The sequence below is a fragment of the Microbispora sp. NBC_01389 genome (assembly GCF_045040095.1).
GTDB lineage: Bacteria > Actinomycetota > Actinomycetes > Streptosporangiales > Streptosporangiaceae > Microbispora.
The window spans coordinates 6,293,242-6,318,182 of the sequence record NZ_CP109552.1 but is presented as its reverse complement, the minus strand read 5'-3'; the positions used below and the strand labels follow the sequence as shown (position 1 = coordinate 6,318,182).

Here is a 24,941-nt window from a genome sequence, read left to right as displayed (position 1 = left end):
GATCATCGCTTTCCGGTCGGAGATGACGTCTGTGGAAGAGCCCGCGGGTAGACCCGCACCCGCTGCGGCAGGCCGATGAGCGCGCAGGCGGCCACCACTCCGACGGAGGCCGCGCTGAGCGGGGTGACCCAGCCCAGCAACATCGCCAGGTGCAGCAGTCCGGCGACGGACGCGATCACGGCCAGGGTCACGGCCGTGAGCGCCGGGCCGAGCCCGAGCCCGCACAGGCGGTGGGAGAGATGGTCGGTCCCGCCCTGCGTCAGGGGGCGTCCCGCCCTCTTCCGGGACAGCAGCACGACCCCCGTGTCGACGGTCGCGACGAAGGCCGGCAGCAGCAGACCGGCGACCGCGGTGACGCGGTCCCGGCCGGTGACCAGCAGCGCCGCCGAGCAGGCGAGGACGAACCCGATGAACAGCGAGCCGGCGTCCCCCATGAAGATCTTCGCCGGCGCCCAGTTGTACGGGAGGAACCCCGCGACGGACAGCAGCAGGCTCACGAGGACCATCCCGATCACCGGCTGGGCGCACAGGAAGGCCACCGCCGCCAGGGTCGCCGCGCTCGCCGCGGCGACCGCGCCGAGGGCGCCGTCCATGTTGTCGAGAAGGTTGAAGGAGTTGGTGATGACGACGATCCACAGCGTGGTGATCGGGATGTCCGGCCAGCCTCCGGTGACGGGCGCCTGCACACCGGTCAGCACCACCCCTCCGGCCGCCAGCGACTCGACCGCCAGCCGGGCACCCGGAGACAGCTGCCGCAGGTCGTCGATCAGCCCCAGCAGCGTCACGGCCAGCGCCCCCGCGACGATCGCGACGGCGCGGGGGTCGGCCGGACCCGCGAGGACGGCCGGAGGGACGACGGCGCCCAGCATGATCGCGAGGCCGCCCAGGAAGGGAGTGGGACGCCGGTGCGTCTTGTGGCCGCCGGGCCGGTCGGTGACGTCCCAGCACAGCGCCACACGTCTGAGCAGGGGCGTCGTCGCGGCCGACAGCAGGAGGGCGCCCGCCGCGGCGGTGAGGAGGGCCGGGCCGTTCATCGCCGCGCCGCCGCCTGCGCCGCCGCCTGTTCCGCCCGGGCCTCGGCGATGGTCTCCAGCAGGATGTCGTCGAGCGTCCGGCGAGTTGTCCATCCGGTGAGCTCGCGCAGTCGTGTGGTGTCGGGCACCCGGCGGGCCATGTCCTCGAAGCCCGCGCCGTAGGCGTCGGAGTAGGGGACGAGGTCGACGCCGGAGGTGCTCCCGCTGAGCTCGACGACCAGTTTGGCGAGCTCCAGGATGCTCACCTCGTCGCTGCGGCCGATGTTGAAGGTCCGGCCGACCGCGCCGTCGTGGTGCAGCAACTCGACCAGGGCCCGTACGACGTCGAGCACGTGGGTGAAACAGCGGGTCTGGGTGCCGTCGCCGAAGACGGTCAGCGGGGCGCCGGCGACCGCCTGTCTGACGAGGCGTGGGATGACCATGCCGTAGGCGCCGCTCTGCCGGGGGCCGACCGTGTTGAACAGCCGGACGACGACGACGGGCAGGCCGCGTTCCCGGTGGTAGGCGTTGGCCAGGATCTCGTCCACGGCCTTGGCCGTGCTGTAGGACCAGCGGGCGACGCCGGGGTTGCCCAGGACGCGGTCGGCCGACTCGCTGAGCGGCCCCGCGGAGTTCTTGCCGTAGATCTCACTCGTGCTCGTGAGGAGGACCTTCCGGCGGTGGCGGTGCGCCGACTCGATCACGGTCTCCGTGCCGCGGATGTTCGTGATCAGCGAGCGGAGCGGGCGTTCCACGATCAGCTTCACGCCCACCGCCGCGGCGAGATGGACGACCACGTCGCACTGGTGGACCAGTTCGTCGACCAGGAGGGGGTCGAGGACCGAGCCCCGCACCAGCCGCAGCCGGGGATCGCCCGCGTGTCGCGCGAGGTTCTCGCGGCGCCCGGTCGACATGTCGTCCAGAACGGTCACCGAGTCGCCCCGCGCGAGCAGGGCGTCGGTCAGATGGGATCCGACGAAGCCGCTTCCGCCCGTTATCAGATATGTGGTGTGTGCGCTCGGCATGGTCAACACTTCTCTCCACGTAGATGGCGGTTGACGGGTCGCATCGGGGATGGTCAGCCGCGCGGGTGCGCGGCCTTCTCGAACCAGCTCACGGTCAGGCGGAGCCCCTCGTCCAGCGGCAGGGGCCGGATTCCGGGGAGCAGGTCCAGCAGCAGACGGGACGACGCCCGGGAGTCCCTGATGTCGCCCGCCCGCGCCGGCCGGAACTCCACCTCGATCGGCCGCTCCAGCACGGCTTCCAGCGCCTGCCTGAGGCCGAGCAGGGACACCCGCGTGCCGAACGCCAGGTTCACCGGTCTCCGGCTGGTGATCCGGCGTACTGCGGCCTCGGCCACGACGCCGGCCACCGACCCCACGAAGGTGAAGTCGCGTGACTGCTCGCCGTCCCCGTGGATCTGGACCGGCCGCCCGGCCAGGGCGGCGGAGACGAAGGCCGGGACGACGGCGGCGTAGGCGTGACCGGCCGGCTGGAGCGGCCCGTAGACGTTGAAGAAGCGGAACGGCAGGACCGGCAGGCCGTAGCTCGCCGCGTAGGCCAGCGCGTACGCCTCCGCCGCGAGCTTGCCGGCGCCGTACGGGCTGAGCGGCCGCGCCGGAAGGTCCTCGTGCTTGTGCGGCTCGCGGCAGTCGCCGTACACCGACGACGAGGACGCGAGCACGACGTGCGGCCGGGTGGCCCGGCAGGCGTCGAGCACGTGCAGGGCGCCCGTCGCGTTCACGGTGTGCGAGGCGATGGGATCGGCCAGGGACCTCGGCACCGACGGCCGGGCCGCGAGGTGGATCACGTGCGTCGCGCCAGGGACGATCTCCGCCAGGAGGTCCCGGTCGAGGATGCTGCCCTCGATCACGCGGACGCCCGCGTCGTGGAGGTTGGCGCGGCTCCCGGTGCTGAAGTCGTCCAGCACCGTGACGCTCTCGACCTCCGGCCGGTTCGTGAGCGTCCGGCAGAGGTTGGCGCCGATGAAGCCGGCGCCGCCGGTGACGAGGACCCTCATGCGACGCTCCCCCTGAGCCGTCGTGACGTGGTCGCCGGCGACCGGTAGAGCTCCCGGTAGAGATCCTCGGTGTCGGCGACCAGCCGCTCCACGCCGAAGGCCGCCGTCGTCCAGCGCAGCGCGGCCGCACCCATCCGGGAGGCGAGCGCGGGATCGGACAGCAGGCGCACGGTGTGCCCGGCCAGTTCGCCGGCGTCGGGAGCCGCGAGCAACCCGGTGGAGCCGTCGTGGACGACCTCGGCGACGCTGCCCACCCTCGTGGCGACGACGGGGGTCCCGGTCATGCCCGCCTCGACGAGCGTCAGGGGCGTGCCCTCGTTGTCGGAGGTGAGGATGACCACGTCGGCCGCGGCGTACACGGTCTCGACGTCCCGCCGCCACCCGAGCAGATGGAAGGAGCGCGGCGCCTCCGCCGCGGCGCGCTCCACCTCCCCGCTCAGCTCGCCGCCTCCGCAGACGACGAACCGGCACGCGGGCAGGCGGCGGAGCACGGCATGGGCGGCGGCGACGAACCGGTCGGGCCGTTTCACCCGCGTGAGGCGGCCGACGAAGGCGACGACGGGCACGTCCGGTGGAAGGCCCAGGGCGGCGCGCGCCGCCGCGCGGCCGGGGACCCGGCCCAGCGAAACGCCGGGCGGGATGACGATGTACTGCTCCGGCCGCCCGATCCCGGCGGCGAGCAGGTCGTCGCGGACTTGTGCGCCGACGGCCACCAGGCGGTCGGTCATCGCGGCCAGGCGCCGTTCGGCCATGACGTAGAGGCGCCGCTTCGCCGGCGAGAAGTAGCCGTGGAGCAGATGTCCGTGGAACACGTGCACCCGGGCCGCGCGGACGCCGGCGAGACAGGCGGCCGTACGCCCCAGGGCCCCGGCCTTGGCCGTGCGGGTGTGCACGATGTGCGGCCGGAACTCCCGCATGGCGCCGGCCAGGCGGGCGAGCGCGCGGCAGTCGTCGGCGGGCCGGACCGCCCGGCCGAGCCCGGTGACGCGGTGCACCCGCGTCGCGCCGTCCCCGCTGAGGAGCCGGTCGCCCTCGTCGCCGTCGACATGGCCGGTGTAGAGGCGGTGGTCGAACTCCTCGCGGCCGAGACCCTCGTACAGTCCCATGACCTGGGTCGCGGGGCCTCCGATGTTCATGCGCGCGATGATTTCCATGACACGAATACGGCCGTCCGATGTCAGCACGGGGCTCCTCGCTCACAGAGCTGTTTCACGAGGAGAAAAGCTAACCCGCCGCCGCGCCCGCGCCGCCGCGTGCGCACCGCGCCGGACAAGAGTTTCCGATTCCGGTACTTCCGCGTGATCGATCACCTGATCACCGAATTGGCGGCGCCGGATCAACGGAAAAGTGGCCGGACTTCGCCGGAAAGAAAAAGCCAAGATGCCGTGTGCGCCTTGCCGCCGGGTGTTTCCGGCGATTTTCTTGCGCTGCCGGGCCGTTACGGGCGGCGACGGGCCGGTCCGGGCCGCGATTTCGCCCCGAGCGGACAAAGAATCAGACAAAGAATCGGACAAATAAATCGGCGCACGACGGCCGGGACGCGATCGGGAGCGGAATGAGTGATCTACGGGTGTGCGAGGTCGTGAAGACCCTCGACGTCGGCGGCGCCGAGGTGTTGCTGGTGGAGCGGCTGCTGCGGGCCCGCACGGACGTTCTCCGCTACACCGTGGTCTGCATGCGCGCGTCCACGGGCGAGTTGACGGAGCGCCTGCGGGCGGCCGGCGTGGGCGTCGTCGATCTCAGCGCGTGCCCCCGCCCGCTCGTCTACGCCAGGCTCGTCGCCACGGTCCGCGGGCTCGCGCCCCACGTGCTGAACGTCCACTCCCCGGCGCCCGCCGTCGTCCTGCGCCTGTTCGTCCGGCTCGCAGGGCGGATGACAGGGTGGCTCGCAGGGCGGATCACAGGGCGGCCCGCTCTGGTCGTGACCGTGCACAACGAACATTGGCGCAGGTTCGGGGGGCTCGACCGCCTGACCAGGGGGCTCGACGACTGCACGGTCGCGGTGGCGCCGCTCGTGGCGCGGTCGAAGGCGACGGCCGGCTGCCGCCGCGTGCTCACCCGCGTCCACGGCGTCGACGTGGCGGAGCAGCGGAGGTGGAGCGCCCGGGCGGACCAGGTGCGGCGCGAGTTCGGGGTGCCCGGCGACGCCTTCCTGTTCGCCTGCGTGGCCAACTTCCGCCCGCAGAAGAACCACCGCCTGCTCGTCGAGGCGGCGGCGGAGGTCGTACGGCGCAGACCCGGCGCCCTGTTCCTGCTCGCGGGCGACGGCCCGCTGCGGCACGAGATCGTCCGGGAGGTGGCGGCCCGCGGCCTGGACGGCTCCGTACGGGTCCTGGGGCAGGTCCCCCGGGCGGGCAGGCTGGTCGCCGCCGCCGACGTCCTGGTCCTCTCGTCCGACCACGAAGGGCTCCCGGTGGTGGTCATGGAGGCGCTCGCGTCCGGGGTGCCCGTCGTCTCCACCCGGGTGGGCGGAGTGCCCGACCTGGTCGTCTCCGGACACAACGGGATCCTGACCGAGCCGGGCTCCGTGCCCGGCCTGGCCGGGGCGATGCTCCGGGCCATGGAACCGGGACCGCACCGGGACCTGCGGGCCGGAGCCCTGGCCTCCGCCGAGGGCCTGGACATGGCGGGTACGGCGGAGTGGTTCGAACGGCTCTACGAGGAACTGGCGTACGGAGCGACGGCCTGATGTGCGGGATCGCGGGAATGGTCTCGACGGCTGGGCCGGACCCGGATCTGGTGCGGCGGATGTGCGATATGATCGCGCACCGGGGGCCGGACGGCGAGGGTCACTACCACGACGAGAGCGCGGCGCTCGGCATGCGGCGGCTCGCGATCGTCGACGTGGCTACCGGTGGCCAGCCGGTCCACAGTGAGGACGGCATGGTCGTCGCCGTCTTCAACGGAGAGATCTACAACTACGCCGAACTGCGCCGCGACCTGGAACGGCGCGGGCACCGGCTGCGGTCCGGCGGCGACTCGGAATGCCTCGTGCACCTCTACGAGGAGCACGGCGCCGACCTGGTCCACCGGCTGCGCGGGATGTTCGCCTTCGCGATCTGGGACCGGGCGCGCGGGCGGCTCGTGCTCGGGCGGGACCGGGCCGGCAAGAAGCCGCTCTACTGGCGCGGAGAGGGCGGCACCATCTGGTTCGGGTCGGAGCTGAAGTCACTCGCCCAGGACCCGGGAATGGACAGGGAGCTGGACCCGGTCGCCCTCGACCTCTACCTCACCTACCAGTACGTCCCCGCGCCGTGGTCGATCTACCGGCGGGTGCGCAAGCTCCCGGCCGGGCACGTGCTGATCTGGGAGAAGGGCCGGAGCGAGACACACCGCTACTGGTCGCCCGACTGGACGCCGCGGAGGGTGGCCGACCCCCGCGCGGAGGAGGAGCGGCTGCGCGAGCTGATCCTTGAGGCGACGCGGATCCGCCTCATGGGCGAGCGGCCCGTGGGGGCGTTCCTGTCCGGCGGGATCGACTCGTCGGCGGTGGTCGCCGCGATGGCGACGCACAGCGCCGAGCCGGTCCGGACGTTCTGCATCGGGTTCGAGGAGGCGTCGTACGACGAGCGCCACAAGGCGTGGCTGGTCGCGCGCATGTACGGCACCGACCACCACGAGCTGGTCGTCACCTCCGGCATGCTCGACGTGGTGCCCCGCCTGGCCCGGCAGTTCGACGAGCCGTTCGCCGACTCCTCGGCGATCCCCTGCTTCTACCTGGCCGAGCTGAGCCGGGGGCACGTGACGGTCGCGCTGAACGGCGACGGCGGCGACGAGTCCTTCGGCGGTTACCAGCGCTACGCCCTCATGGACATGGCGCGCGCGCTGCCCCGCCTGCCGTCGCCGCTCGCCGCCGCGTGCCGGCGGCTGGGCGCCGGGATGGTGGAGCGCAGCGAGTACGGGACCCTGCGGCGGCGGGTCGGCCGTGTCCTCCGGTTCGCCGCCGAGCCCCCCGCACGCCGGTACGCGGGACTGATGCGCCACTGCGGAGAGGCGCGGAAGGCGCTGCTCTACGGCGACGAGCTCGGCCGCGCACTCGCCCGTGCCGGCGGTGACGGGCTGCTGGAGGTGCTCTTCACTGCCTCCCGCGCGGGGACGGACCTCGGCCGGGCCCAGGACGTCGACATGCTGACCTACCTCCCGGGCGCTCTCCTGGTGAAGATGGACACCACGACGATGGCGCACTCGCTGGAGGGCAGGTCGCCGTTCCTCGACCATCACCTGGTCGAGTGGGCGGCCGGGCTGCCCCGGGAGCTGAAGGTCCGGGGCCGCCGCACCAAGGTCCTGCTGCGGCGGGCCGTCGCCCCCTGGCTGCCGCCCGAGCTGGTGGACGGTGCCAAGAAGGGGTTCGGCGTCCCGCTCGCCTCCTGGCTGCGCGGCGAGCTGCGCGATCTCGCCTGGGACGTGCTGGCCGACGAGACGGCGCGGGCCCGTGGCCTGTTCCGGCCGGCGGCCGTACGCGAACTGCTGACGGGCCATATGGACGGCGCCGACCACAGCGGCGTCCTCTGGTCGCTGATCCAGTTCGAGCTCTGGCAGCGGACCCGCGCCGTTCAGCCGGTAAACGTCCCGCGCTGAACCTCAGCGCCGGACGTCGGCGCAGGGTCAACGCAGGTCGGCGCAGGGTCAACGCAGGGCGGCGCAGGCCGCCGGATCCGTCGGTTCCGACGAGAGGGGGTGCCGCAGGCCCAGCACGGCGAAGGCCACCACGAGCGCCGTCACCGTCCCGGCCGCGAGCCACCAGCCGCGGCCCATCCGGGCGTCTCCCCCCAGAGCGCGCGGCACGAGCAGGGCGCAGCCCGCCACGCCGAGCAGCACCACGGGCAGGGCGAAGCGCGCCTCGGTCGTCGTCGTGACGAGCGTGGCGGCGGCTCCCAGGAACGCCGCGACCACCGTCGGCGCGTGGCCGCGCGGCACTCCCGCGCGGGCGCGCACCGCCGCCGCGACCAGCGCCGTTCCTCCGCACACGGTCACCGCCGCGATCGGCAGCAGGAGGCCGAAGTCCTCCACGCCGGCCGGGGCGCTGTACGGTGTCGACCCCGACCAGGCCAGGGCGGCCGAGAACTTCTCCGCGAGGAAGCCGGGCGACCACGGCAGGCCGGCCAGCAGGGTCCGCACCGGCCCGCCCCGGGAGACGGACGCCATGAGGGGATCGCAGTAGAACAGCCGGGGGGCGCCGGGCAGGACGGTGTCGTACCGGACGATGTAGGAGCCGAGTTCGGCCTGGTAGCGCGCCAGGAGAGCGGTGAGGGGCGGCGCGGGGAGCCAGCCGTAGTTCAGCACGAGGTTGAGCGCGAACTGGGGGAGCAGGGCGAGGGTCAGGCCGGGCAGTGTCCACAGGGCGCGCAGCCGGTGGACGGCCACCGACGCCGCCGCCAACGCGGCGAGGGGGAGGAGGTAAGCCGGCCGGATGTTGAGGGCCACCCCCGCGAACAGTCCCGTCAGGGCGATCGCCCACCGGGACCTCGCCGAGGCGAACAGGACCGCGCAGACGAACGCGGCGGCCGCGGGCAGGTCCATCAGCGGGTACGGCGCGAAACCCGCGCCGGCGATCCAGGCCAGGGCGGCGCACAGGCAGACCACCAGAGGGCTTCGCGCCCCGAGCCGCCAGGCGATGGCCGGCAGCAGCACGGCCCCGGCCAGTGCCAGGATCAGCGCGTTCTCGGCGAGGACCGCGACGGCGCCCGCGCCGGGGAGGACCCGGTCCACCAGGGCCGCCGGAGCGTAGACGAGGTAGGTCAGAACCCCACGGAGACGAAGGGGGAACTCGAACATGGTGTCGAGCGTCGCGGCTCCGGTGGGACCGGCCCTGCCGGCGGCCATCGGGGTCAACGTGGCCTTGGTCGCCCAGCCGCCGTGGAGGAGCACCTCCCATCCGGCCTTTGAACCGGCCCAGTACGACGTGGCGTCGTAATGGAATTCCCGGGCGGGGCGCCGGGCCATTGTGAGAAGAAACAGCAACCCCGCCGTGACGACTGTGATGACGCGGCGCGTCCTGGCCACCGATTTTCCCCGGGCGGCGCCTTCTGGGGGAGCCGTCGTCCTGGTCAGGAGTTCTGCCATGTCGCCGTTGTAACAGCATGGGGCGATGGCCGGGCACAGGCACGCCACGATCCGGCGATTCTCTGGCGCGTTTGGTTTCTTTAGGGGGTCTTGGCGTTGTCCGGCCCCTCCGCGCGGGTGTTCTCCGGCGGCTTACGGTTACCTTGGCGGGAAGTGCCGGAGCCCCCCTCCCACCACAGCGTTCGGGTGATTTCTTCGTGGAGTACGCAATCGTCGCGGTGGCCGCGGCAACGCTCGTCTTCCTGGTGCAGGCGTGCCTGGACCGGCGGGCGGCGGGGCCCGTCACAGGGGTGCTGCTCCTGGCGTTCGCCGTGCGGCTGCTCATCCACACCCTGGTCATACGGACCGGACTGCTGCCGTACGGCGGTGACAACTTCGGCTACGAGAAGAGGGCTCTGGAGATCGCGGCGTACTGGAACCACGCCGGCATCCAGTTCGTCACCTCCGACCAGTTGCCGAACCTGGAGCACGTCGCGGTGCCGTGCAACATCTTCGCGCTCGTCGTCTACCTGTGCGGCGGCCGGGCCTCGCTCGCCTGCACGTCCGTGGTGGCACTGGTCGCCTGCGCGTTGTGCGTCGTTATGTACCGGTTCGCCAGGGTGGTGGGCGCCGACGAGCGGGCCGCCTTCCGGCTCCTCGTGCTCACGGCGTTCATGCCCGCGTTCCTGCTGCACACGTCGGACACCTTCAAGGACGGGTTCAACGCCTTCCTCGTGGTGACGTGCCTCGGGCTGGCCGCCTCGAACGTGCGGCGGTTCGACCTCCGCAAACTGGTGCTGCTCGCACCGCTGCTGTGCGCGCTGTGGAACGTGCGGCCGTACATGGTCTTCATGTGCGCGGGACCGCTCCTGTTCGGCTTGTCCGGGGCCAGGCGGGCGCTTCCGCTCTGCACGCTGGCCCTGCTGGCCGGCGCCCTGTCGCTGTTCGTCTTCTTCCCCGAGGCGACCACGAACGTGGCCGTGGATACGCCGCGGCAGCAGTTCGAACAGGCGCAGTCGGAGACGGTCCGCGGCGCGAACGCCGAAGGCGGCTCGGGAGTCGTCTTCGCCGACGGTGGTGACCCGTGGGGCGCGTTCGGGCCGAAACTCCTCTACACGCTGCTGTCCCCGTTCCCGTGGACGGGCGGCAGCCTCGTGCTGCAGCTCGGCAAGATCGAGACTTTGGTCTGGTACTACCTCGTCCTCTGCGCGGTGCGGGGCGGGCGGCACCTGTGGCGGCACAACCGTCGCGTTCTCGTGCTCATCCTGGTCTTCGTCGTCCCCTGCACGGTCGCCTATGCCACCAGCATGAGCAACATCGGGCTCATCTTCCGGCAGCGCATGCCCATCGTCATGGCCGTGAGCCTGTTGTCGGCGGTGGGGTGGACGTACTCCCGCAAACGCTCCAGCGAGAGCCTCTCGGCGGCCGTGCCCCGGGAACACGCGCGTCTGTGACACACCAGCCAGGAGCCGGCCGTGAGGATTCTGCACATCGCCCATCGCCTGCCACCCGAGCCCGGCGGCAAGGAACGCTATGTCGAACGGCTCGTTGGCGAGCAACTGCGGCGCGGGCACGAGGTGGCCGTCGCGCACCGGCGGGGTGATTGCCCGCCGGGGGCGGAGCCGCTGCGCCCGGCGCGCACCTGGCCCGCCCGGGTCGTCTCGCTGCGGTCGGACGAGGCGGGCTTCGCCGTCGAGTGCGCCCGGGCCCTGCGCACCGCGGGCCCGCTCGACGTCGTCCATCTGCACGGGGACCACCGGGAGGCGCTCGCGCTCGGCCCGGCGGCGCGGCGCCTCGGCGTCCCGCTCGTGCTCCACGTCCACGGCGCCCTCGCGATGCGCCACCGCCCGGTCATGCCGTGGGCGTTCCGCCATGTGGCCGGCTTCGCCGTGGTGGGCGCGCGGCCGAGGGCCGACCTGCTCGCCGCCGGTGTGCCCGGACGGCTGGTCCACGTCGTGCCGAGCGGCGTGGACCTGAACCGTCTCCGCGGGTTCCGGTGCGGCCCGCGCGAGCGCGGCCTCGTCGTCAGCGTGGGATCGCTCGTGCCGGTGAAGAACCACGAGCTGACCGTCGAGGCGTTCGGCCGGGTGCGGGCCGACCGGCCGGACGCGCGCCTGGTCATCGCCGGGGACGGGCCGGAACGCGACCGGCTGCGGCGGCTGGCGGCGGCCTGCCCGGGGGTGGAGCTCGCCGGGCACCTGTCCGGTGACGAGGTCCGCGCGCTGGTGAGCCGGGCGGAGGTCTTCGTGCAGTCGTCGCGCCGGCTGTCCGGCGTCGGCGAGGGGATCCCGCTCGCGGCCCTGGAGGCGCTGGCGCTCGGCACCGCCGTCCTGGCGTCGTCGGACGCCTCGCTCGACCCGGTGGTCCCGCCGGACTGCTATCGGATGTTCCGCTCGGGGTCGGCGGCAGGGCTGGCCGCCGGGCTGCGTGATCTCCTCGACCAGGGCGGTCTGCCACGGCAGGCCACCGAGAAGGGGATGCGGGCCGTGGAGGGCCTCGACTGGCCGCTCGTGGCCGCGCGCGTCGAGCGGCTGTACGAACGCGTCGTCCACGGGACTCCCGCACCGGCGGAACCGTGACGACGGGAGGGGTCCGGCCGCCCGGACGGCGGCACCTGCGGACCTTCACGTCGCTGAGCGCGGCAGGTCTCGGCGAGGCACTGCTGCCCACCCTCGCCCTGGTGGCCCTCGTCCGCGTCGCGGGAACCGAGGCCACCGGCCAGGTCGTCTTCGCCCAGTCCCTCGCCAACCTGTGGTTCCTGCTGTGCGATCCCTGCCTGGAGAACGCCGCCCAGCGGTTCGTCCCCCTGGAACAGGCGCGCGGCGGGCGCGGCGCCGCGCTCTTCCTCCGCCTCCTGCGCCTGGACGCGGGAATCGGCCTCGCGGCGACCGTCCTCGCCCTCGCGGCCGTGTTCGGCGCCCGGCTCGCGGGCCTGACCTCGGAGGGCTTCGCGCTCACGCTCGCCCTGTCGGCGGTGGGCCGGGGAGCAATGGCGCCGTACGGCACGGCCTTCGCCGGGTTCGCGCTGGCGGACCGGCTGACTCTGTCGGGGATCGTCCGCGTGCTGGGCGCGCTGCTGTCGGTCGCGCTCTCGTTCGCCGGGCTGCTCACCGGCGGCCCGCTGCTCTACCTGGCCGGTCAGGCCGCGGCCGCCCTGCTGGCGGCGGCGGGGTTCTGCCTGCTCGCCGGGCGGGTCGTCGCCCGGGCACTCGGCATGCCCACGGGCAGTCCACCGCTGCCCGCCGGGCTGCTCCGGTTCACTTTTCCGGCCACGGCCGGCACGACGATCGCGGGGATTTCCGACTCGGGCATTCTCGCCGTCGCGGGCCTCGTCGGCGGCCCGCCCCTCGTCACCATCCTCAAGATCGCCATGGCTCCCGGGCGGTTCTACGCCAACCTCGCGATTCCGGTGGCCGCGATGCTGTATCCGCGGCTCGCCCGGGCCGTCGCGGCGGGCGCCGGTGCGGCCGTCATGAGACGCGACGTCGCGCGCGTGACGCGGCTGATGACCGTCGGTGGCGTGGCGACGGCCGCCGTCGCGGTGCCGGCCCTGGTCCCGGTCGTCGCCCTGGTCTACGGCCCCGCCCAGGCGGCCGCCGGCGCGGTGGCGGCGCCCCTCCTGTGCGCCGCCTGCGTGAGAGGAGCGGCCTGCTGGTCCAACGTGCTGCCCATGGCCCTGGGCAGGTCGGGATGGCGGCTCAGCTACCTCGGCGCCGAGGCGGCCCTGCTCGTCGCGACGCTGCTCGCGGCCGGCTGGGCGGCGCCGGGTGCCCAGGCGACGGCCCGCCTGTTCGCCTGGGGGACGCTGGCCCTCGCCGTCCTCGGCACCGGCTTCTGGATCCTGTCGGCGCGGCACCTCCTCCGCCGTGCCCCCGACCGTGCCCCCAGCCGGCCGGCCCCGGCGGACGCCCGCGTGCCGGCGCCCCGGCCCTGACAGACGCCCCGGCCCTGACAGACGCCCCGGCCCTGACAGACGCCCCGGCCCTGACAGACGGCCCTGACAACGCCCCTACAACAACGGGCAAGGAAAGAACGCGCGCCGGGTGTCGGCGCCGTCGCGTCACAGGCGGGTCGTCAGGATGACGCGCATGGAGACGCGTATGGAGACGACTTCACCCGTCCGTCCTCCCGCCGCCGCACCGGTCGCGGACGCGGCCGGGAGCGCCCTGCGGTCCCCATGGCTTCCCGCCGCGACGACGGCCTCGCTCACGGCGATGGTGCTGCTCCGCTTCGGCGTCTCCCCGCGCGACCTGCTCGTCTTCAGCGCGTACGCCGTCGTGTGCCTGGCCGTTCCCGGCGTGCTGCTGATCCGGGCCCTGCTGCCGGGCCATCTCCTTCATCTCCGTACGGCGGCGGAGGAGGCGGCCCTCGGCCTGGCCCTCGGCTACGCGCTGGAGACGCTCGCCTACGTCGCCGCCCGCGCGGCCGGGCTGCCCCTGCTGGTGCTGGCCTGGCCCGCCACCGTGTACGCCCTGCATCTGGCGCGGCCGTCGCTGCGCGGCCACTGGAGACGGCCGCCCCGCCGGCCCGCGCCGCTGTGGTGGTCGTGGGCGCTCGCCCTGACCATGCTCTACCTGCTGGCGCTGGCCGTCGCGACGTTCCTCCGGAGCAACGCCCTCACCTGGCCGGGGCTGGCCGTCTCCGACGCCGACATGCCCTACCATCTGGCCCTGATCGGCGAGCTGAGGCACCATGTGCCGCCGATATCGCCGATGGTCGCCGGGGAGCCGCTGTCGTACCACTGGTTCGTCTACGCGCACTTCGCCGCCGCGAGCTGGATCACCGGCGTCGAGCCGCTGGTGCTGCTGTTCCGCCTTGGCATGCCGCCCATGATGGCCGCCCTCGTCGTGCTCCTCGCCATGGTCGGCCGGCGGGTGACCGGCTCGTACGCCGGCGCTCTGGTGGCGCTGACCGGCACCGTCCTCATGACCGCCCCGAACCTCTACCGGGGGGCGAACATCGGGACGTTCACCTGGCGGGGCTTCCAGTCCTGGACCAGCCCGAGCCAGACGTTCGGCGCGCTGCTGTTCGCGCCCCTCGTGCTGGTGGCGATCGGCCTGCTGCGGTCCCGCGGGCGGGACCCGCGCGCCTGGCTCCTGTACGGCGTGTTCTGCGTCGCGGTGATGGGGGCGAAGGCGACCCATCTCCCGCCGCTGGCCGCCGGTCTCGCGCTGGTCGCGGCGGCGCGGGCGATCAGGAGCCGCCGCCCGCCGTGGCCGGAGCTCGCCATGCTCGGCGTGACCGTGGCGTGCGCCGCGTACGCGCAGTTCGTGCTGTTCGGCGGGGCGCGGCTGGCCATGGGGGTCGATCCGCTGTCGCTGCTGCGCCGCGCCTGGGGGGAGCTGACCGGTCACCCCGGCGCGGTTCCGCCCGCCGCGTCGGTCGCGGGGATCACCGCGCTCTACCTGGCGTGCCTCGCGGTCACCTGGGGCGGGGTGCTCGGCCTGTGCCACCGGCCGCGGCTGTTCCTGCGGCCCGACGTGACGCTGCTGCTCGGCACCGGCGCCGCGTCGGTGGGGGCCGTCCTGCTCCTCGGCCACCCGGCCGCCGGTCAGCTCTACTTCTTCGGCGCCGCCTACCCGTACCTGATGATCGTCGCCGCCCGCGGGCTCGTCACCGCGGTCCGCCGCGCGGCGCTGCCCGCCCGCACCGTCGCGTACGCCGCCTGCGCCGGGGTGGTCTGCGCGAACCTCGTGCGGCTGCTCTGCGACGTCCGGTCGCCGCTGCCCGCCGGACAGCCGGACGGCGTCCTCTACCGGCCGTACGTCGTGCTGGCCGTCGTCGCGGTGACGGCGGTCGCGGTCGTCTTCCGCCTGCGGCGTGCCCGGCGCCGCGCGGGGGCCTGGGCGTGCCTGCTCGTCGCGTTCTGCGCGGTGGGCTGGCCCGCCGCCTGGACGGCCCGGGCGCTTTCCGTCGTGGACCCGGTGCCGCCGGGCACCCCCACGGGCGTGCCGCCGGTGGCCGCCGGGGCGGTGCCCCGGGGCCTGGTGCCGGCGGCGCGGTGGCTGCGCGCACACGCCGCGCCGGACGACCTGGTGGCGACGAACGCGCACTGCCGCTGGGGGTACGCCGACCCTTGCGACACCCGGCAGTTCTGGGTGTCGGCGCTGACCGAGCGGCGCGTGCTCGCCGAGGGCTGGGCGTACACGGAGACGAACCAGCGGCGCTGGCGGCCGGGGGAGGCGGTGGAGAACCTCCCGTTCTGGGACGCCGAGCGGCTGCGGCTGAACGACCTCGCCTTCACCACCCCCTCGGCGGAGGGGATGCGGCTGCTCCGCGACCGGTACGGCGTGCGCTGGCTGATGGCCGACGAGCGCCCGGCCACCGCGTCCGCCGGGGCCGCCGCGCTCGGCCGGGTCGCCGCCCTGCGGTTCCGCTCGGGCGACTACGCCGTTTATCGGCTCCCCTGACGTAAAAGAACCGGCAAGATCGGGTCCGCCGGAGGGGTCCCGCCGCCGCGAGGCGACCGCCCGCCGTCAGGCTTCACCCCATGGTCGAAGCTCGGCGTCAGCCGCGATCCGCCGCGACGGGACCGGGGCGCCCGCGGGACCGGTGGACGGCCGCCGCGACGGCGGCACGGTGTCTGCCGGGGGCGCGGTGTCTGCCGGGGGCGTTCGCGGCCGCCGTCGCGGTGGCCGCCGTGCTCTGCTACGGCGTCTCCGCCGGGGAGGTCGCCCGCTTCACGGCGTACGCGGGGCTCGGGATCGCGGCGCCGGGCGTGCTGTGGGTCCGGGCGCTCCACCGCGGCGGCCGTACGGCGGCCGAGGAGATCGCCCTCGGCCTGGCCTGCGGGTACGCCGCCGAGGTGTTCGCCTACATCGGGGCCCGCGCCATGGGCGCGCCACTGCTCGTGGCGGGCTGGCCGGTCGCCACCTATGTCCTCTTCCTGGTCGTGCCGGGGCTGCGCCGGCACTGGCGGAGCGGCCGCGGCCGATGCGCGCCTCCCGTCTGGTACTCCTGGTCGCTCGCCCTCGCCTTCGCCTATCTGACGGCCTGGGGCGCGGTCACCTACTTCCGGCCGAACCCGCTGACCTGGCCGGCGCTGGGCAGGTTCGTGAGCGACCTTCCGTTCCACCTGGCCCTGACCGGTGAGCTGAAGCACCACGTGCCGCCCAGCCTGCCGATGGTCGCCGGTGAGCCGCTGCTCTACCACTGGTTCGTCTACGCGCACCTCGCGGCGGCGAGCTGGATCACCGGGCTGGAGCCGCTGGTGCTGCTGGCGCGCCTCGCCGTGCTGCCCATGCTCGCGGCCCTCGTCGTCCTGATCGGGATGACGGCCAGGCGCGTCACGGGCCTGTGGGCGGCGGCCTCGCTGTCGGTGGCGGGGGCCGTGCTCGTCGCGCTGCCCAGCCTCTACCTCGGCTCCAACGGGTCGTTCACGTGGGGCGGCATCCCCGACCTCGCCTGGACGAGCCCCACCCAGACCTTCGGCGCGGTGCTGTTCGCCGCGCTCGTGGTCCTGCTCGTGGACACGCGCCGGCATCCGCGCCACCGGGGAGCGTGGGCCCTGGCGGCGCTCCTGCTCCTCGCGGTCATGGGGGCGAAGGCGACGTATCTGCCGTTGCTCGCGGCGGGGCTGGTGGCGGTGGCCGTGACGGAGGCCCTCAGGCGTGGCCGCCCGTCCCGGCAGGCGCTCGCGATGCTGGCGCTCACCGGCGGCTGTCTGCTGTACGCGCAGTTCGTGCTGTTCGGCGGGGCCCGGCAGGCCGTCGTCGTCGCGCCTCTCTACACCGTACGGGCGTCCTGGCGGGAGCTCACCGGCCGGGGACAGCTCGCGTCGCCGGCGCCGGGCTCGCTGTGGGCCATGACGGCGGTGTGGCTGCTGGGCTGGCTCGTCACCTGGTCGGGGACGGCCGGGCTGCTGATCCGGCCCCGGTCGCCGCTGCGGCCACCTCTGGCCCTCATGCTGGGCATGGGCGCGGCGGGCCTCGGTACGGCGCTGCTGCTGGGCCATCCCAACCGCAGCCATCTCTTCTTCCTCTGGGGGGCCTACCCCTACCTCGTGATCGCGTCGGTGTGCGGTCTCGTCGCCGTCGTGCGGCGCGCGCGGCCGCCGCGCCGGGTGATCGCGGCCGCCGCCTGCGTGGGGGTGGCCGCGGCCTACCTGGTCCCCGTCCTGTGCGGGGTGCGGGTGCCGCTCGGCCCCGGCCGGCCGGACACCGTCCTCCTGACGCCCTACCTCGTGCTGACGGCCCTCACGGTGCTCACTGCGGTCGTCGCGGCCCGGGTGTGGGGACGCCGCCGAGGTGCGGCCGTGCCGCTCGTCATGCTCGCGGCCGTCGGCCTGCTCGCCGACGCCCACGGGTTCGTCCTCGGGCACCTGCCCGGGCGCGGCGGCTCCGGCGGAGCGGTCGCGGCGGAGCGGCCGCGGCCGGTGCCGCCCGATGTGCCGCCCGATGTGATGGCGGGTGCGATGGCGGCCGGGCGCTGGCTGCGCGGCCACTCCGCCCCCGGCGACCTGGTCGCCACGAACGCGCACTGCCTGCGGGGCACGGAGAGCCCCTGCGACAGCCGCCACTTCTGGGTGTCCGCGCTGTCGGAGCGCAGGGTGCTGGTCGAAGGCTGGGCCTTCTCGGAGAGGAGCGAGGGCGCCTGGCGGCCGGACCGGCCGGCGACCGTGCTCCCGTTCTGGGACCGGCGGAAGATGGCGGCGAACGAGGCGGCCTTCACCACCCCCTCGGCGGCGGCGATCGGGCTGCTGCGCGACCGCTACGGAGTGCGCTGGCTGGTCGCCGACGAACGGCTCACCGGGCCGGGGACGAGCATCGGCCGGTTCGCCGATCTCCGGTTCCGTTCCGGTGACTACGCGGTTTATCGGGTGCCGGGCGGCGGGGGTCACTGATCCCGTCATCAAGGGCAAAGAAACGATCGCGGCCTGCGTCGGAGCGCCCGGCGGCGGGGGAGCCGGTGGTCTTATCGCGCTGAGCACGTCGAGCGTTTCGAGACAGCGAGGGAAGACGTGGCTGAGCAGATCCCGGTGAACGACCTCCGCCGGCACGCGAGCGTGTCGGAGAAGGAGGTGAGCGCCTCCGTCGGACGGGTGCTGGGCAGCGGCCGGTACGTCCTGGGCGAGGAATGCGAGTTCTTCGAGAAGGAATTCGCCGAGTTCTGCGGCACGGCCCACTGCGTGGGCGTCGCCAACGGAACCGACGCCATCGAGCTCGGGCTGCGGGCGCTCGGCGTCCGCCCGGGCGGGCGGGTGGCCACGGTCGCCAACGCGGGCCCCTACACGACGACGGCCCTGACGGCGCTCGGCGCGCGGCCGGTGTTCGTCGACGTGGACCACGAGACGAGATTGATGGACCTCGCCCACCTCAAGCAGGTCCTGGACGAGCAGGTCCTCGACGCGGTCGTCGTCACCCACCTCTTCGGGCTGCTGCACGACATGGAGACCGCGCTGGACCTCGCGGACCGGGCGGGGGTCCCCGTCTTCGAGGACTGCGCCCAGGCCCACGGCGCCCGCCGGGACGGCCGGCGCGCCGGCTCCTCCGGCGCCGCGGCGAGCTTCAGCTTCTTCCCGACCAAGAACCTCGGCGCCCTCGGCGACGGCGGCGCCGTCGTCACCGGCAGCGCCGAGGTGGCCGAGCGGGTCAGGCGGCTGCGGCAGTACGGCTGGGAGCCGAAGTACCGGGTCGCGGCGGCGGGCGGGCGCAACAGCCGCCTCGACGAGATGCAGGCCGCGGTCCTGCGGGCCCGGCTGCCCCTGCTCGACGGCTGGAACCGGCGGCGCCGGGAGATCGCGGCCCGCTACTCCCGGGAGATCCGCGGCGCGCGGGTGACCTGCCCACCGGTGTACGGGGAGGAGTTCGCCGCCCACCTCTACGTCGTCGTGAGCGACGACAGGGAGGCGCTGCGGACGCACCTCGCCCGCGCGTCGATCCTGACGGACGTCCACTACCCGGTGGCCGACCACCGCCAGCCCGTGCCGGGCCGGGCCGGTGACCGGGACCTTCCGGTCGCCCTTCCGGTCACCGACGCGCTGACGGCCTCGGTCCTGACGCTGCCCTGCTTCCCCGAGCTCACCGACGAGGAGGTCACCCGAGTGATCTCCGCGGTCGACGCGTGGTGACGCGATGTTCTCGGTGATCGTCCCCGTCTACCGGAACGCGGAGTTCGTGCCGGCGCTGATCGCGGAGTTCGGCGGTGTGAGCGCGGCCGTCGCGGAACGCCACGGGATGCCCGTGGAGTTCGTCTTCGTGGTCGACGCGAGCCCGGACGACAGCTTCGAGCTGCTGCGGACGGCCCTGGCGCAGGCGCCGTTCCGCTCCCAGCTGCTGCTGCACGCGCGCAACTTCGGCGCCTTCGCCGCTATCCGCACCGGCCTGCGGGCGGCCTGCGGCGACTATTTCGCCGTGATCAGCGCCGACCTCCAGGAACCCCCGGAGCTGCTGCTCGGGTTCCTCGGCGAGCTCGCGGACGACCGGGCGGACATCGCGGTGGGCGTCCGCAGGTCGCGCGAGGACCCGGGCCCGTCCCGCCTCGCGGCCGGCGTCTTCTGGAGTTTCTACCGCCGGTTCGTCGTCCGGGACATCCCGCGCGGAGGCGTCGACGTCTTCGGCTGCAACCGGCGCATCAGGGACGAGCTGCTGCGGCTGGAGGAGGCCAACAGCTCGCTGGTCGGGCTCGTCTACTGGCTCGGGTTCCGGCGCAGCGAGGTGCCCTTCGAGCGGCGCGCGCGGGCGTTCGGGAAGAGCACCTGGACGTTCCGCAAGAAGCTCGACTATCTGCTGGACAGCGTCTTCGCCTTCACCGACCTGCCGATCCGGATCATCACGGTGCTCGGCGCGCTCGGGTTCGCGTTCGCCGCCTTCCTCGCCGTCTTCGTCGTCGTCATGCGGCTGACCGGGCAGATCGCGGCGGCGGGCTACACGACGACCATCCTGGTCATCACGTTCTTCGGCGCGCTCAACACCCTCGGCCTCGGCTTCCTCGGCTCCTACGTCTGGCGGAGCTACGAGAACACCAAGAAACGGCCCCTGGCCCTGGTGCGTTCGGCGCTCTCCTTCGACGGCGCCTCCGAGGCCCCCGGCGAACTCTCCGATCTCCTCCACTCCGGCAGGCGGCCGTGAAGCAACCCCATATCCATCCGCAGTCCCTCTGCGAGACCGCCCACGTCGGCGCCGGCACCCGGGTCTGGGCCTTCGCGCACGTGCTCCCGGGGGCGCGGATCGGCGCCGACTGCAACATCTGCGACGGCGTCTTCGTCGAGAACGACGTCGTCGTGGGAGACCGGGTGACCGTCAAGTGCGGCGTCCAGCTCTGGGACGGCGTCACGATCGAGGACGACGTGTTCATCGGCCCCAACGCGACGTTCACCAACGACCCCTTCCCGCGCAGCCGGGTCCGTCCCGCCGGGTTCGCCCGTACGGTGGTCCGCGCGGGCGCGTCCATCGGGGCGAACAGCACGATCCTGCCGGGCGTGGAGATCGGCGGCGGGGCGATGGTGGGCGCGGGGGCCGTCGTGACGCGCCCGGTGCCGCCCAACGCGATCGTGGTGGGCAACCCGGCGAGGGTCACGGGTTACGCCGCCGTCCCGGGCTCCGGCCCGCCGCGCCCCGCCTCCGCCGCCTCTCCCGCCGGGAGCGGCGCGCCGCTCCCGGGCCGGACGGAGCTCGGAGTCGGCGGGGCGAGCCTGCACGAGCTGCGCCTCTTCCGCGACCCGCGCGGCGAGCTGTCCGTCGGCGAGCTCGGCCGAGAGCTGCCGTTCACGCCCAGACGCTTCTTCCTGGTCTCCGGCGTGCCGGGCCACGAGGTGCGGGGCGAGCACGCGCACCGGAGCTGCGAGCAGTTCCTGGTCTGCGCGCGCGGCTCGTGCCGGGTCCTGCTGGACGACGGGCACGACCGCCGTGAGGTCACGCTGGACCGCCCCAGCCTGGGCGTCCACATGCCGGCCATGATCTGGGGCACGCAGTACCGGTACTCGCCGGACGCCGTGCTCCTGGTGTTCGCCTCCGGCCACTACGACCCGGACGACTACGTCAGCGCGTACGAGGAGTTCCGGAAGCTCGCCGCGGGACGAGCGGTGGGCGCGTGAGGACCTCCAGGTTCGCCCGGTTCCTCGCCGGCGGCGCGCTGAACACCGCCGTCACGTACGGGTTCTTCGTGGTCCTCTCGTGGTGGCTGCCGCCCGCCGTCGCCTATTCGGCGGTCTTCCTGCTCGGCATCGCCCTGTCCTACGTCGTCAACAGCGTGTTCGTGTTCCGGGCGAGGGCGTCGGTCGGCTCCGCCGTCCGCTACCCGGCCGTCTACCTGGCCCAGTACGCCGCCGGCCTGGCCCTGCTGACGCTGCTGACGCGGATCGGGGTCGACGGCCGGGCGGCCCTGCCGCTGACGATGTGCGTGACCGTTCCGCTCACGTTCGCGATGACCCGGCACGTACTGGTGAAGGCCGCTTCGCGGGAGCAGCCCGCGAAGCGGGACGCAGGGAGTCTGAGCAGAGTTTGACATCCTCCCCTCCCTGAAGGGAGGGGATTCCAACCCTCACAGGTTGGTCTTCCTGTTTCGCCGCCGGTTGCCCGCTCGGAGGACTCCGTTGAGGTCTTACACCAGCTCCACAGGCGTTTCACCTCTCCGCCAGCCCGGCGGCGAGGATGTTCCTGGCGGCGTTGACATCCCGGTCATGGACCGCGCCGCAGGCGCACTCCCAGTCCCTCAAGAGTGTAGGCGCGGGTGCGTTCCTCCAGCGCCTTGTTGTAGACCAGGCGCACACACCCGAACGTCCGGGCAAGCTCGCAGGCCTGCTCGGGGGTGGGATAGAAGCGGTACTTGTAGGCCCGCTTCACCGTCTGCGCCACCCCGCACATCATGCCACCCGATTGGCCGATGATCGCATGTTTGTTCGTACGGCGTTTCGCCTGGCGGCGAAACGCCTACCTCTGCCCTGCCCCGCAGGCAGTCCGATTCCTCCCCCGCCTGAAGGCGGGGGTTTCCTCGGAGGCTTTGATGAAAGGACTGCGTGAGCGGTGAAGGCACTTGTTCTGGCGGGCGGCAAGGGATCGAGGCTGCGCCCGCTCACCCACACCTCGGCCAAGCAACTGGTTCCGGTCGCGAACAAACCGGTGCTCTTCTACGGACTGGAGGCGATCAGGGACGCCGGCATCACCAGCGTGGGGATCATCCTGGGGGACACCGGCCGGGAGGTGCGGGAGGCCGTCGGCGACGGTTCGGCGTTCGGGATCGAGGTCACCTACATCGAGCAGGAGGCCCCGCTCGGGCTGGCGCACTGCGTCCTCATCGCCAGGCAGTTCCTGGCCGACGAGCCGTTCGTGATGTATCTCGGCGACAACTTCCTCGTCGACGGCATCACGGGACTGGTCGACGCCTTCCGCGCGGCCGGGTGTGACGCGCGCATCCTGCTCACCCGGGTGGCCGAGCCACAGTTCTACGGAGTGGCCGAGCTCGGGCCGGACGGGGAGATCGTCGGGCTGGAGGAGAAGCCGGAGTTCCCGCGCAGCGACCTCGCGATCGTCGGGGTCTACACGTTCTCGCCGGCGATCCACGAGGCGGTGCGCGCGATCAGGCCGTCCGCCCGGGGCGAGCTGGAGATCACCGAAGCGATCAAGTGGCTGATCGACACCGGCCACAGCGTCCAGTCCCACTTCGTCACGGGCTACTGGAAGGACACCGGGCGCCTGGAGGACATGCTGGAGTGCAACCGCATGGTCCTGGAGGCGATCGAGCCCGACGTCGGCGGCAGCGTGGACGGCCTCTCCCACGTCACCGGCCGGGTCGTCATCGCCCCCGGGGCCGTCGTGGAGCGTTCGGTCATCCGGGGACCGGTCGTCATCGGCGCCGACACCAAGATCATCGGTTCGTACGTCGGCCCCTACACCTCCATCGGGGAGGGCTGCGTGCTCGACGACGCCGAGGTCGACTACAGCATCGTGCTCGGCGAGTCGGCCATCAGGGGCGTCTCCGGCCTCACCCACTCGCTGATCGGCCGGTACGTCGAGGTCACCCGGGCGACGAGGGTGCCGAACACCTATCAGCTCATGGTCGGCGACCACAGCAAGGTGCAGGTGCGGTCATGAGGATCCTGGTCACCGGGGGCGCCGGGTTCATCGGCTCCCACTACGTCCGGTCGCTGCTGGCGGGGGCCTACCTGGGGCACGAGGACACCCGGGTCACGGTGCTGGACAAGCTGACCTACGCCGGAAACCCGGCCAACCTCGCCCCGGTCGCGGGCGATCCCCGTCTCGAGTTCGTCCTCGGTGACGTGTGCGACGCGGGCCTGCTGGGCGACCTGGTCCCCGGGCACGACGTGGTGGTGAACTTCGCCGCGGAGACGCACGTCGACCGCTCCATCAGCGGTGCGGGCGACTTCGTCACGACCAACGTGCTGGGCACGCAGCGGCTGCTGCAGGCGGCGCTGGAGTCCGGAGTCCGCACCTTCGTCCAGGTCTCCACCGACGAGGTCTACGGGTCGATCGACGCGGGCGCGTGGACGGAGGCGGAGCCGCTGCTGCCGAACTCGCCCTACTCCGCCGCCAAGGCCGGCGCCGACCTGCTCTGCCGCGCCTACCACCGCACGTACGGGCTGGACGTCCGGGTGACGCGATGCTCGAACAACTACGGGCCGTACCAGTTCCCGGAGAAGGTCGTCCCGCTGTTCGTCACCAACCTGATCGACGGGCGGCCCGTGCCGCTCTACGGCGACGGCCGCAACGTGCGGGAGTGGCTGCACGTCGACGACCACTGCCGGGGCGTCCAGGTCGTGCTGGACAAGGGGGAGCCCGGCGAGGTCTACAACATCGGCGGCGGGGTGGAGCTCAGCAACCTCGACCTCACCCGGCGGATCCTCGCCGCGTTCGGCGCCGGGTGGGAGATGGTCGAGCACGTGCCCGACCGGGCCGGGCACGACCGGCGCTACGCGCTGGACAGCGGCCGGATCCGCACGATCGGCCACGAGCCCCGCACGGACTTCGACGAGGGACTGGCCGAGGTGATCCGGTGGTACCGGGACCACCAGGACTGGTGGCGCCCCCTGCTGGGCCGCCGAGCGTGAGGAAGGGCACGTCGTGAGGAACGTCCGAGTCGTCGTCAGGAACGCCGCCCGCCCCGCGTACCTGCCGGTGATGATGCGGAAGGTGTGGGTGCGCCTCGGCCGCGGGCACGACGCGGAGAGGGAGGCCGCCCGCCGCTGGGCGGCGTGGCACGCGCGGGACCTGGACGCCTGGGGGAGCGCCGTCGATCCCGTGGTCTGGCGGGAGGGCCGGGCGTTCGCCCGCGCCCACGCCGACGCCGTGCGGCCACGCCTGGAGCGGCTCGCCGAGGCGGGCGTGCGGCTGGGCGGCGGGGGCGGGGTCGAGCTTCTCTACCTGCTGACGAGGATCATCCGGCCCGCGCTCGCCCTGGAGACGGGCGTGGCGGCCGGCTGGTCCACCACCGCGATCCTCGCCGCCATGCGCGCCAACGAGACCGGCCGCCTGCTGTCCAGCGACTTCCCCTTCTTCCGGCTGCCCGATCCCGAGCGGTACATCGGATACGTCGTTCCCGGCGATCTCAGGCACCGGTGGACGCTGCGCGTCCGGGGCGACCGGCGCAACCTGAAGGAGCTGCTGAGCCCGGACACCATGGTCGACCTGGTCCACTACGACTCGGACAAGACCAGGAAGGGCCGGGAGTTCTTCCTGCGGCGCGTGCGCCCGCACCTGACCCGGCAGCACGTGCTGGTCATGGACGACATCCAGGACAACCTGGTCTTCCGGGAGTACGCGGAGCGCCAGCCGGCCTTCCGGGTCTTCGAGTACGAGGGCAAGTACATCGGCGTGACGGGCGTCGGGCTGCCGGCCCTGGAGGGCCGCGGGCTCGACGCCGGACGGCTCTGACACCGCCTCCCGGCGCCCCCGCCTCCCCCTGCCCCGCGT

20 protein-coding genes and 1 pseudogene are annotated in these 24,941 nt (G+C 73.3%); 14 read left to right on the top strand and 7 right to left on the bottom strand.

Going from position 1 to position 24,941, the window contains the following annotated elements; translation table 11 throughout:
* Positions 1-2 precede the first annotated feature (2 nt).
* The 4 genes from OG344_RS27855 to OG344_RS27840 are packed head-to-tail and all read right to left on the bottom strand — an operon-like array spanning position 3 to position 4,169.
* A complete protein-coding gene (locus OG344_RS27855) occupies positions 3-1,034 on the bottom strand; it encodes a glycosyltransferase family 4 protein (RefSeq protein WP_405085630.1) in 1,032 nt (343 codons plus the stop codon).
* The gene (locus tag OG344_RS27850) at positions 1,031-2,038 is read right to left on the bottom strand and encodes an NAD-dependent epimerase/dehydratase family protein (RefSeq protein WP_405085629.1); all 1,008 of its coding nucleotides are present in this window, start codon (positions 2,036-2,038) and stop codon (positions 1,031-1,033) included. The genes OG344_RS27855 and OG344_RS27850 overlap by 4 nt, the downstream gene beginning before the upstream one ends.
* Positions 2,039-2,091: 53 nt before the next feature.
* Positions 2,092-3,033, bottom strand: coding sequence for an NAD-dependent epimerase/dehydratase family protein (locus tag OG344_RS27845; protein WP_405085628.1), 942 nt, complete (start codon positions 3,031-3,033; stop codon positions 2,092-2,094).
* Positions 3,030-4,169 carry a glycosyltransferase gene (locus OG344_RS27840; protein ID WP_405085627.1) on the bottom strand — a complete coding sequence of 380 codons (1,140 nt, stop codon included), beginning with the start codon at positions 4,167-4,169 and terminating at the stop codon, positions 3,030-3,032. The genes OG344_RS27845 and OG344_RS27840 overlap by 4 nt, the downstream gene beginning before the upstream one ends.
* Positions 4,170-4,588: 419 nt before the next feature.
* Between OG344_RS27840 and OG344_RS27835 the strand changes: the two genes are divergently transcribed.
* Positions 4,589-5,722: a glycosyltransferase gene (locus OG344_RS27835; protein ID WP_405085626.1), complete on the top strand. Its 1,134-nt coding sequence runs from the start codon at positions 4,589-4,591 to the stop codon at positions 5,720-5,722.
* Positions 5,722-7,611: an asparagine synthase (glutamine-hydrolyzing) gene (gene asnB, locus OG344_RS27830; RefSeq protein ID WP_405085625.1), complete on the top strand. Its 1,890-nt coding sequence runs from the start codon at positions 5,722-5,724 to the stop codon at positions 7,609-7,611. The genes OG344_RS27835 and asnB overlap by 1 nt, the downstream gene beginning before the upstream one ends.
* Positions 7,612-7,659: 48 nt before the next feature.
* On the opposite strand, the gene OG344_RS27825 is transcribed toward asnB, so the two are convergent.
* Positions 7,660-9,096 carry a hypothetical protein gene (locus OG344_RS27825; RefSeq protein WP_405085624.1) on the bottom strand — a complete coding sequence of 479 codons (1,437 nt, stop codon included), beginning with the start codon at positions 9,094-9,096 and terminating at the stop codon, positions 7,660-7,662.
* 197 nt (positions 9,097-9,293) lie between these two features.
* Here OG344_RS27825 and OG344_RS27820 point away from each other — a divergent pair, with 197 nt between their 5' ends.
* From OG344_RS27820 to OG344_RS27780, 9 genes are all read left to right on the top strand, one after another.
* Positions 9,294-10,529, top strand: a complete 1,236-nt coding sequence (locus tag OG344_RS27820) for a hypothetical protein (RefSeq protein WP_405085623.1) — start codon at positions 9,294-9,296, stop codon at positions 10,527-10,529.
* Between the two features lie 21 nt (positions 10,530-10,550).
* Entirely contained in the window at positions 10,551-11,654 is a 1,104-nt protein-coding gene (locus OG344_RS27815) for a glycosyltransferase family 4 protein (protein ID WP_405085622.1), read from the top strand.
* Complete coding sequence (locus OG344_RS27810; RefSeq protein ID WP_405085621.1) at positions 11,651-13,009, top strand: hypothetical protein; 1,359 nt, start codon at positions 11,651-11,653, stop codon at positions 13,007-13,009. Before OG344_RS27815 ends, OG344_RS27810 begins: the two co-directional genes overlap by 4 nt.
* 154 nt (positions 13,010-13,163) lie before the next feature.
* Positions 13,164-15,485 (top strand): hypothetical protein, encoded by a 2,322-nt coding sequence (locus OG344_RS27805; RefSeq protein ID WP_405085620.1) that lies wholly within the window; start codon positions 13,164-13,166, stop codon positions 15,483-15,485.
* 80 nt (positions 15,486-15,565) lie between these two features.
* The gene (locus OG344_RS27800; protein WP_405085619.1) at positions 15,566-17,917 is read left to right on the top strand and encodes a hypothetical protein; all 2,352 of its coding nucleotides are present in this window, start codon (positions 15,566-15,568) and stop codon (positions 17,915-17,917) included.
* A gap of 117 nt (positions 17,918-18,034) precedes the next feature.
* Positions 18,035-19,144: a DegT/DnrJ/EryC1/StrS family aminotransferase gene (locus tag OG344_RS27795; RefSeq protein WP_405085618.1), complete on the top strand. Its 1,110-nt coding sequence runs from the start codon at positions 18,035-18,037 to the stop codon at positions 19,142-19,144.
* Between the two features lie 4 nt (positions 19,145-19,148).
* Positions 19,149-20,144 (top strand): glycosyltransferase, encoded by a 996-nt coding sequence (locus OG344_RS27790; protein ID WP_405085617.1) that lies wholly within the window; start codon positions 19,149-19,151, stop codon positions 20,142-20,144.
* Positions 20,141-21,109, top strand: a complete 969-nt coding sequence (locus tag OG344_RS27785; protein WP_405085616.1) for a WxcM-like domain-containing protein — start codon at positions 20,141-20,143, stop codon at positions 21,107-21,109. The genes OG344_RS27790 and OG344_RS27785 overlap by 4 nt, the downstream gene beginning before the upstream one ends.
* Positions 21,106-21,519: a GtrA family protein gene (locus OG344_RS27780; RefSeq protein ID WP_405085615.1), complete on the top strand. Its 414-nt coding sequence runs from the start codon at positions 21,106-21,108 to the stop codon at positions 21,517-21,519. The genes OG344_RS27785 and OG344_RS27780 overlap by 4 nt, the downstream gene beginning before the upstream one ends.
* 118 nt (positions 21,520-21,637) lie before the next feature.
* Here the strand turns inward: OG344_RS27780 and OG344_RS27775 are convergent, their stop codons facing one another.
* Both OG344_RS27775 and OG344_RS27770 read right to left on the bottom strand, forming a co-directional pair.
* Positions 21,638-21,784 (bottom strand): zinc ribbon domain-containing protein, encoded by a 147-nt coding sequence (locus tag OG344_RS27775; RefSeq protein WP_405085614.1) that lies wholly within the window; start codon positions 21,782-21,784, stop codon positions 21,638-21,640.
* Positions 21,735-21,869 (bottom strand): annotated as a pseudogene (locus OG344_RS27770) (helix-turn-helix domain-containing protein); the annotation flags it as partial. The gene OG344_RS27775 and the pseudogene OG344_RS27770, both read right to left, overlap by 50 nt.
* Positions 21,870-22,037: 168 nt before the next feature.
* On the opposite strand from OG344_RS27770, the gene OG344_RS27765 reads away from it, so the two are divergent.
* The 3 genes from OG344_RS27765 to OG344_RS27755 are packed head-to-tail and all read left to right on the top strand — an operon-like array spanning position 22,038 to position 24,902.
* Positions 22,038-23,105, top strand: coding sequence for a glucose-1-phosphate thymidylyltransferase (locus OG344_RS27765; RefSeq protein ID WP_405085613.1), 1,068 nt, complete (start codon positions 22,038-22,040; stop codon positions 23,103-23,105).
* A complete protein-coding gene (gene rfbB / locus OG344_RS27760; protein WP_405085612.1) occupies positions 23,102-24,079 on the top strand; it encodes a dTDP-glucose 4,6-dehydratase in 978 nt (325 codons plus the stop codon). Before OG344_RS27765 ends, rfbB begins: the two co-directional genes overlap by 4 nt.
* Positions 24,080-24,092: 13 nt before the next feature.
* The gene (locus tag OG344_RS27755) at positions 24,093-24,902 is read left to right on the top strand and encodes a class I SAM-dependent methyltransferase (protein ID WP_405085611.1); all 810 of its coding nucleotides are present in this window, start codon (positions 24,093-24,095) and stop codon (positions 24,900-24,902) included.
* The last annotated feature ends 39 nt before the right edge of the window (positions 24,903-24,941 follow it).

Excerpts from the sequence above, each read along its gene's own strand:
- asnB (WP_405085625.1), top strand. The coding sequence starts at position 5,722 with ATGTGCGGGATCGCGGGAATGGTCTCGACGGCTGGGCCGGACCCGGAT.
- OG344_RS27825 (WP_405085624.1), bottom strand. The coding sequence starts at position 9,096 with ATGGCAGAACTCCTGACCAGGACGACGGCTCCCCCAGAAGGCGCCGCC.
- OG344_RS27840 (WP_405085627.1), bottom strand. The coding sequence starts at position 4,169 with ATGAACATCGGAGGCCCCGCGACCCAGGTCATGGGACTGTACGAGGGT.
- OG344_RS27845 (WP_405085628.1), bottom strand. The coding sequence starts at position 3,033 with ATGAGGGTCCTCGTCACCGGCGGCGCCGGCTTCATCGGCGCCAACCTC.
- OG344_RS27790 (WP_405085617.1), top strand. The coding sequence starts at position 19,149 with ATGTTCTCGGTGATCGTCCCCGTCTACCGGAACGCGGAGTTCGTGCCG.
- OG344_RS27835 (WP_405085626.1), top strand. The coding sequence starts at position 4,589 with ATGAGTGATCTACGGGTGTGCGAGGTCGTGAAGACCCTCGACGTCGGC.
- OG344_RS27800 (WP_405085619.1), top strand. The coding sequence starts at position 15,566 with ATGGTCGAAGCTCGGCGTCAGCCGCGATCCGCCGCGACGGGACCGGGG.
- OG344_RS27850 (WP_405085629.1), bottom strand. The coding sequence starts at position 2,038 with ATGCCGAGCGCACACACCACATATCTGATAACGGGCGGAAGCGGCTTC.
- OG344_RS27805 (WP_405085620.1), top strand. The coding sequence starts at position 13,164 with ATGGAGACGCGTATGGAGACGACTTCACCCGTCCGTCCTCCCGCCGCC.
- rfbB (WP_405085612.1), top strand. The coding sequence starts at position 23,102 with ATGAGGATCCTGGTCACCGGGGGCGCCGGGTTCATCGGCTCCCACTAC.
- OG344_RS27855 (WP_405085630.1), bottom strand. The coding sequence starts at position 1,034 with ATGAACGGCCCGGCCCTCCTCACCGCCGCGGCGGGCGCCCTCCTGCTG.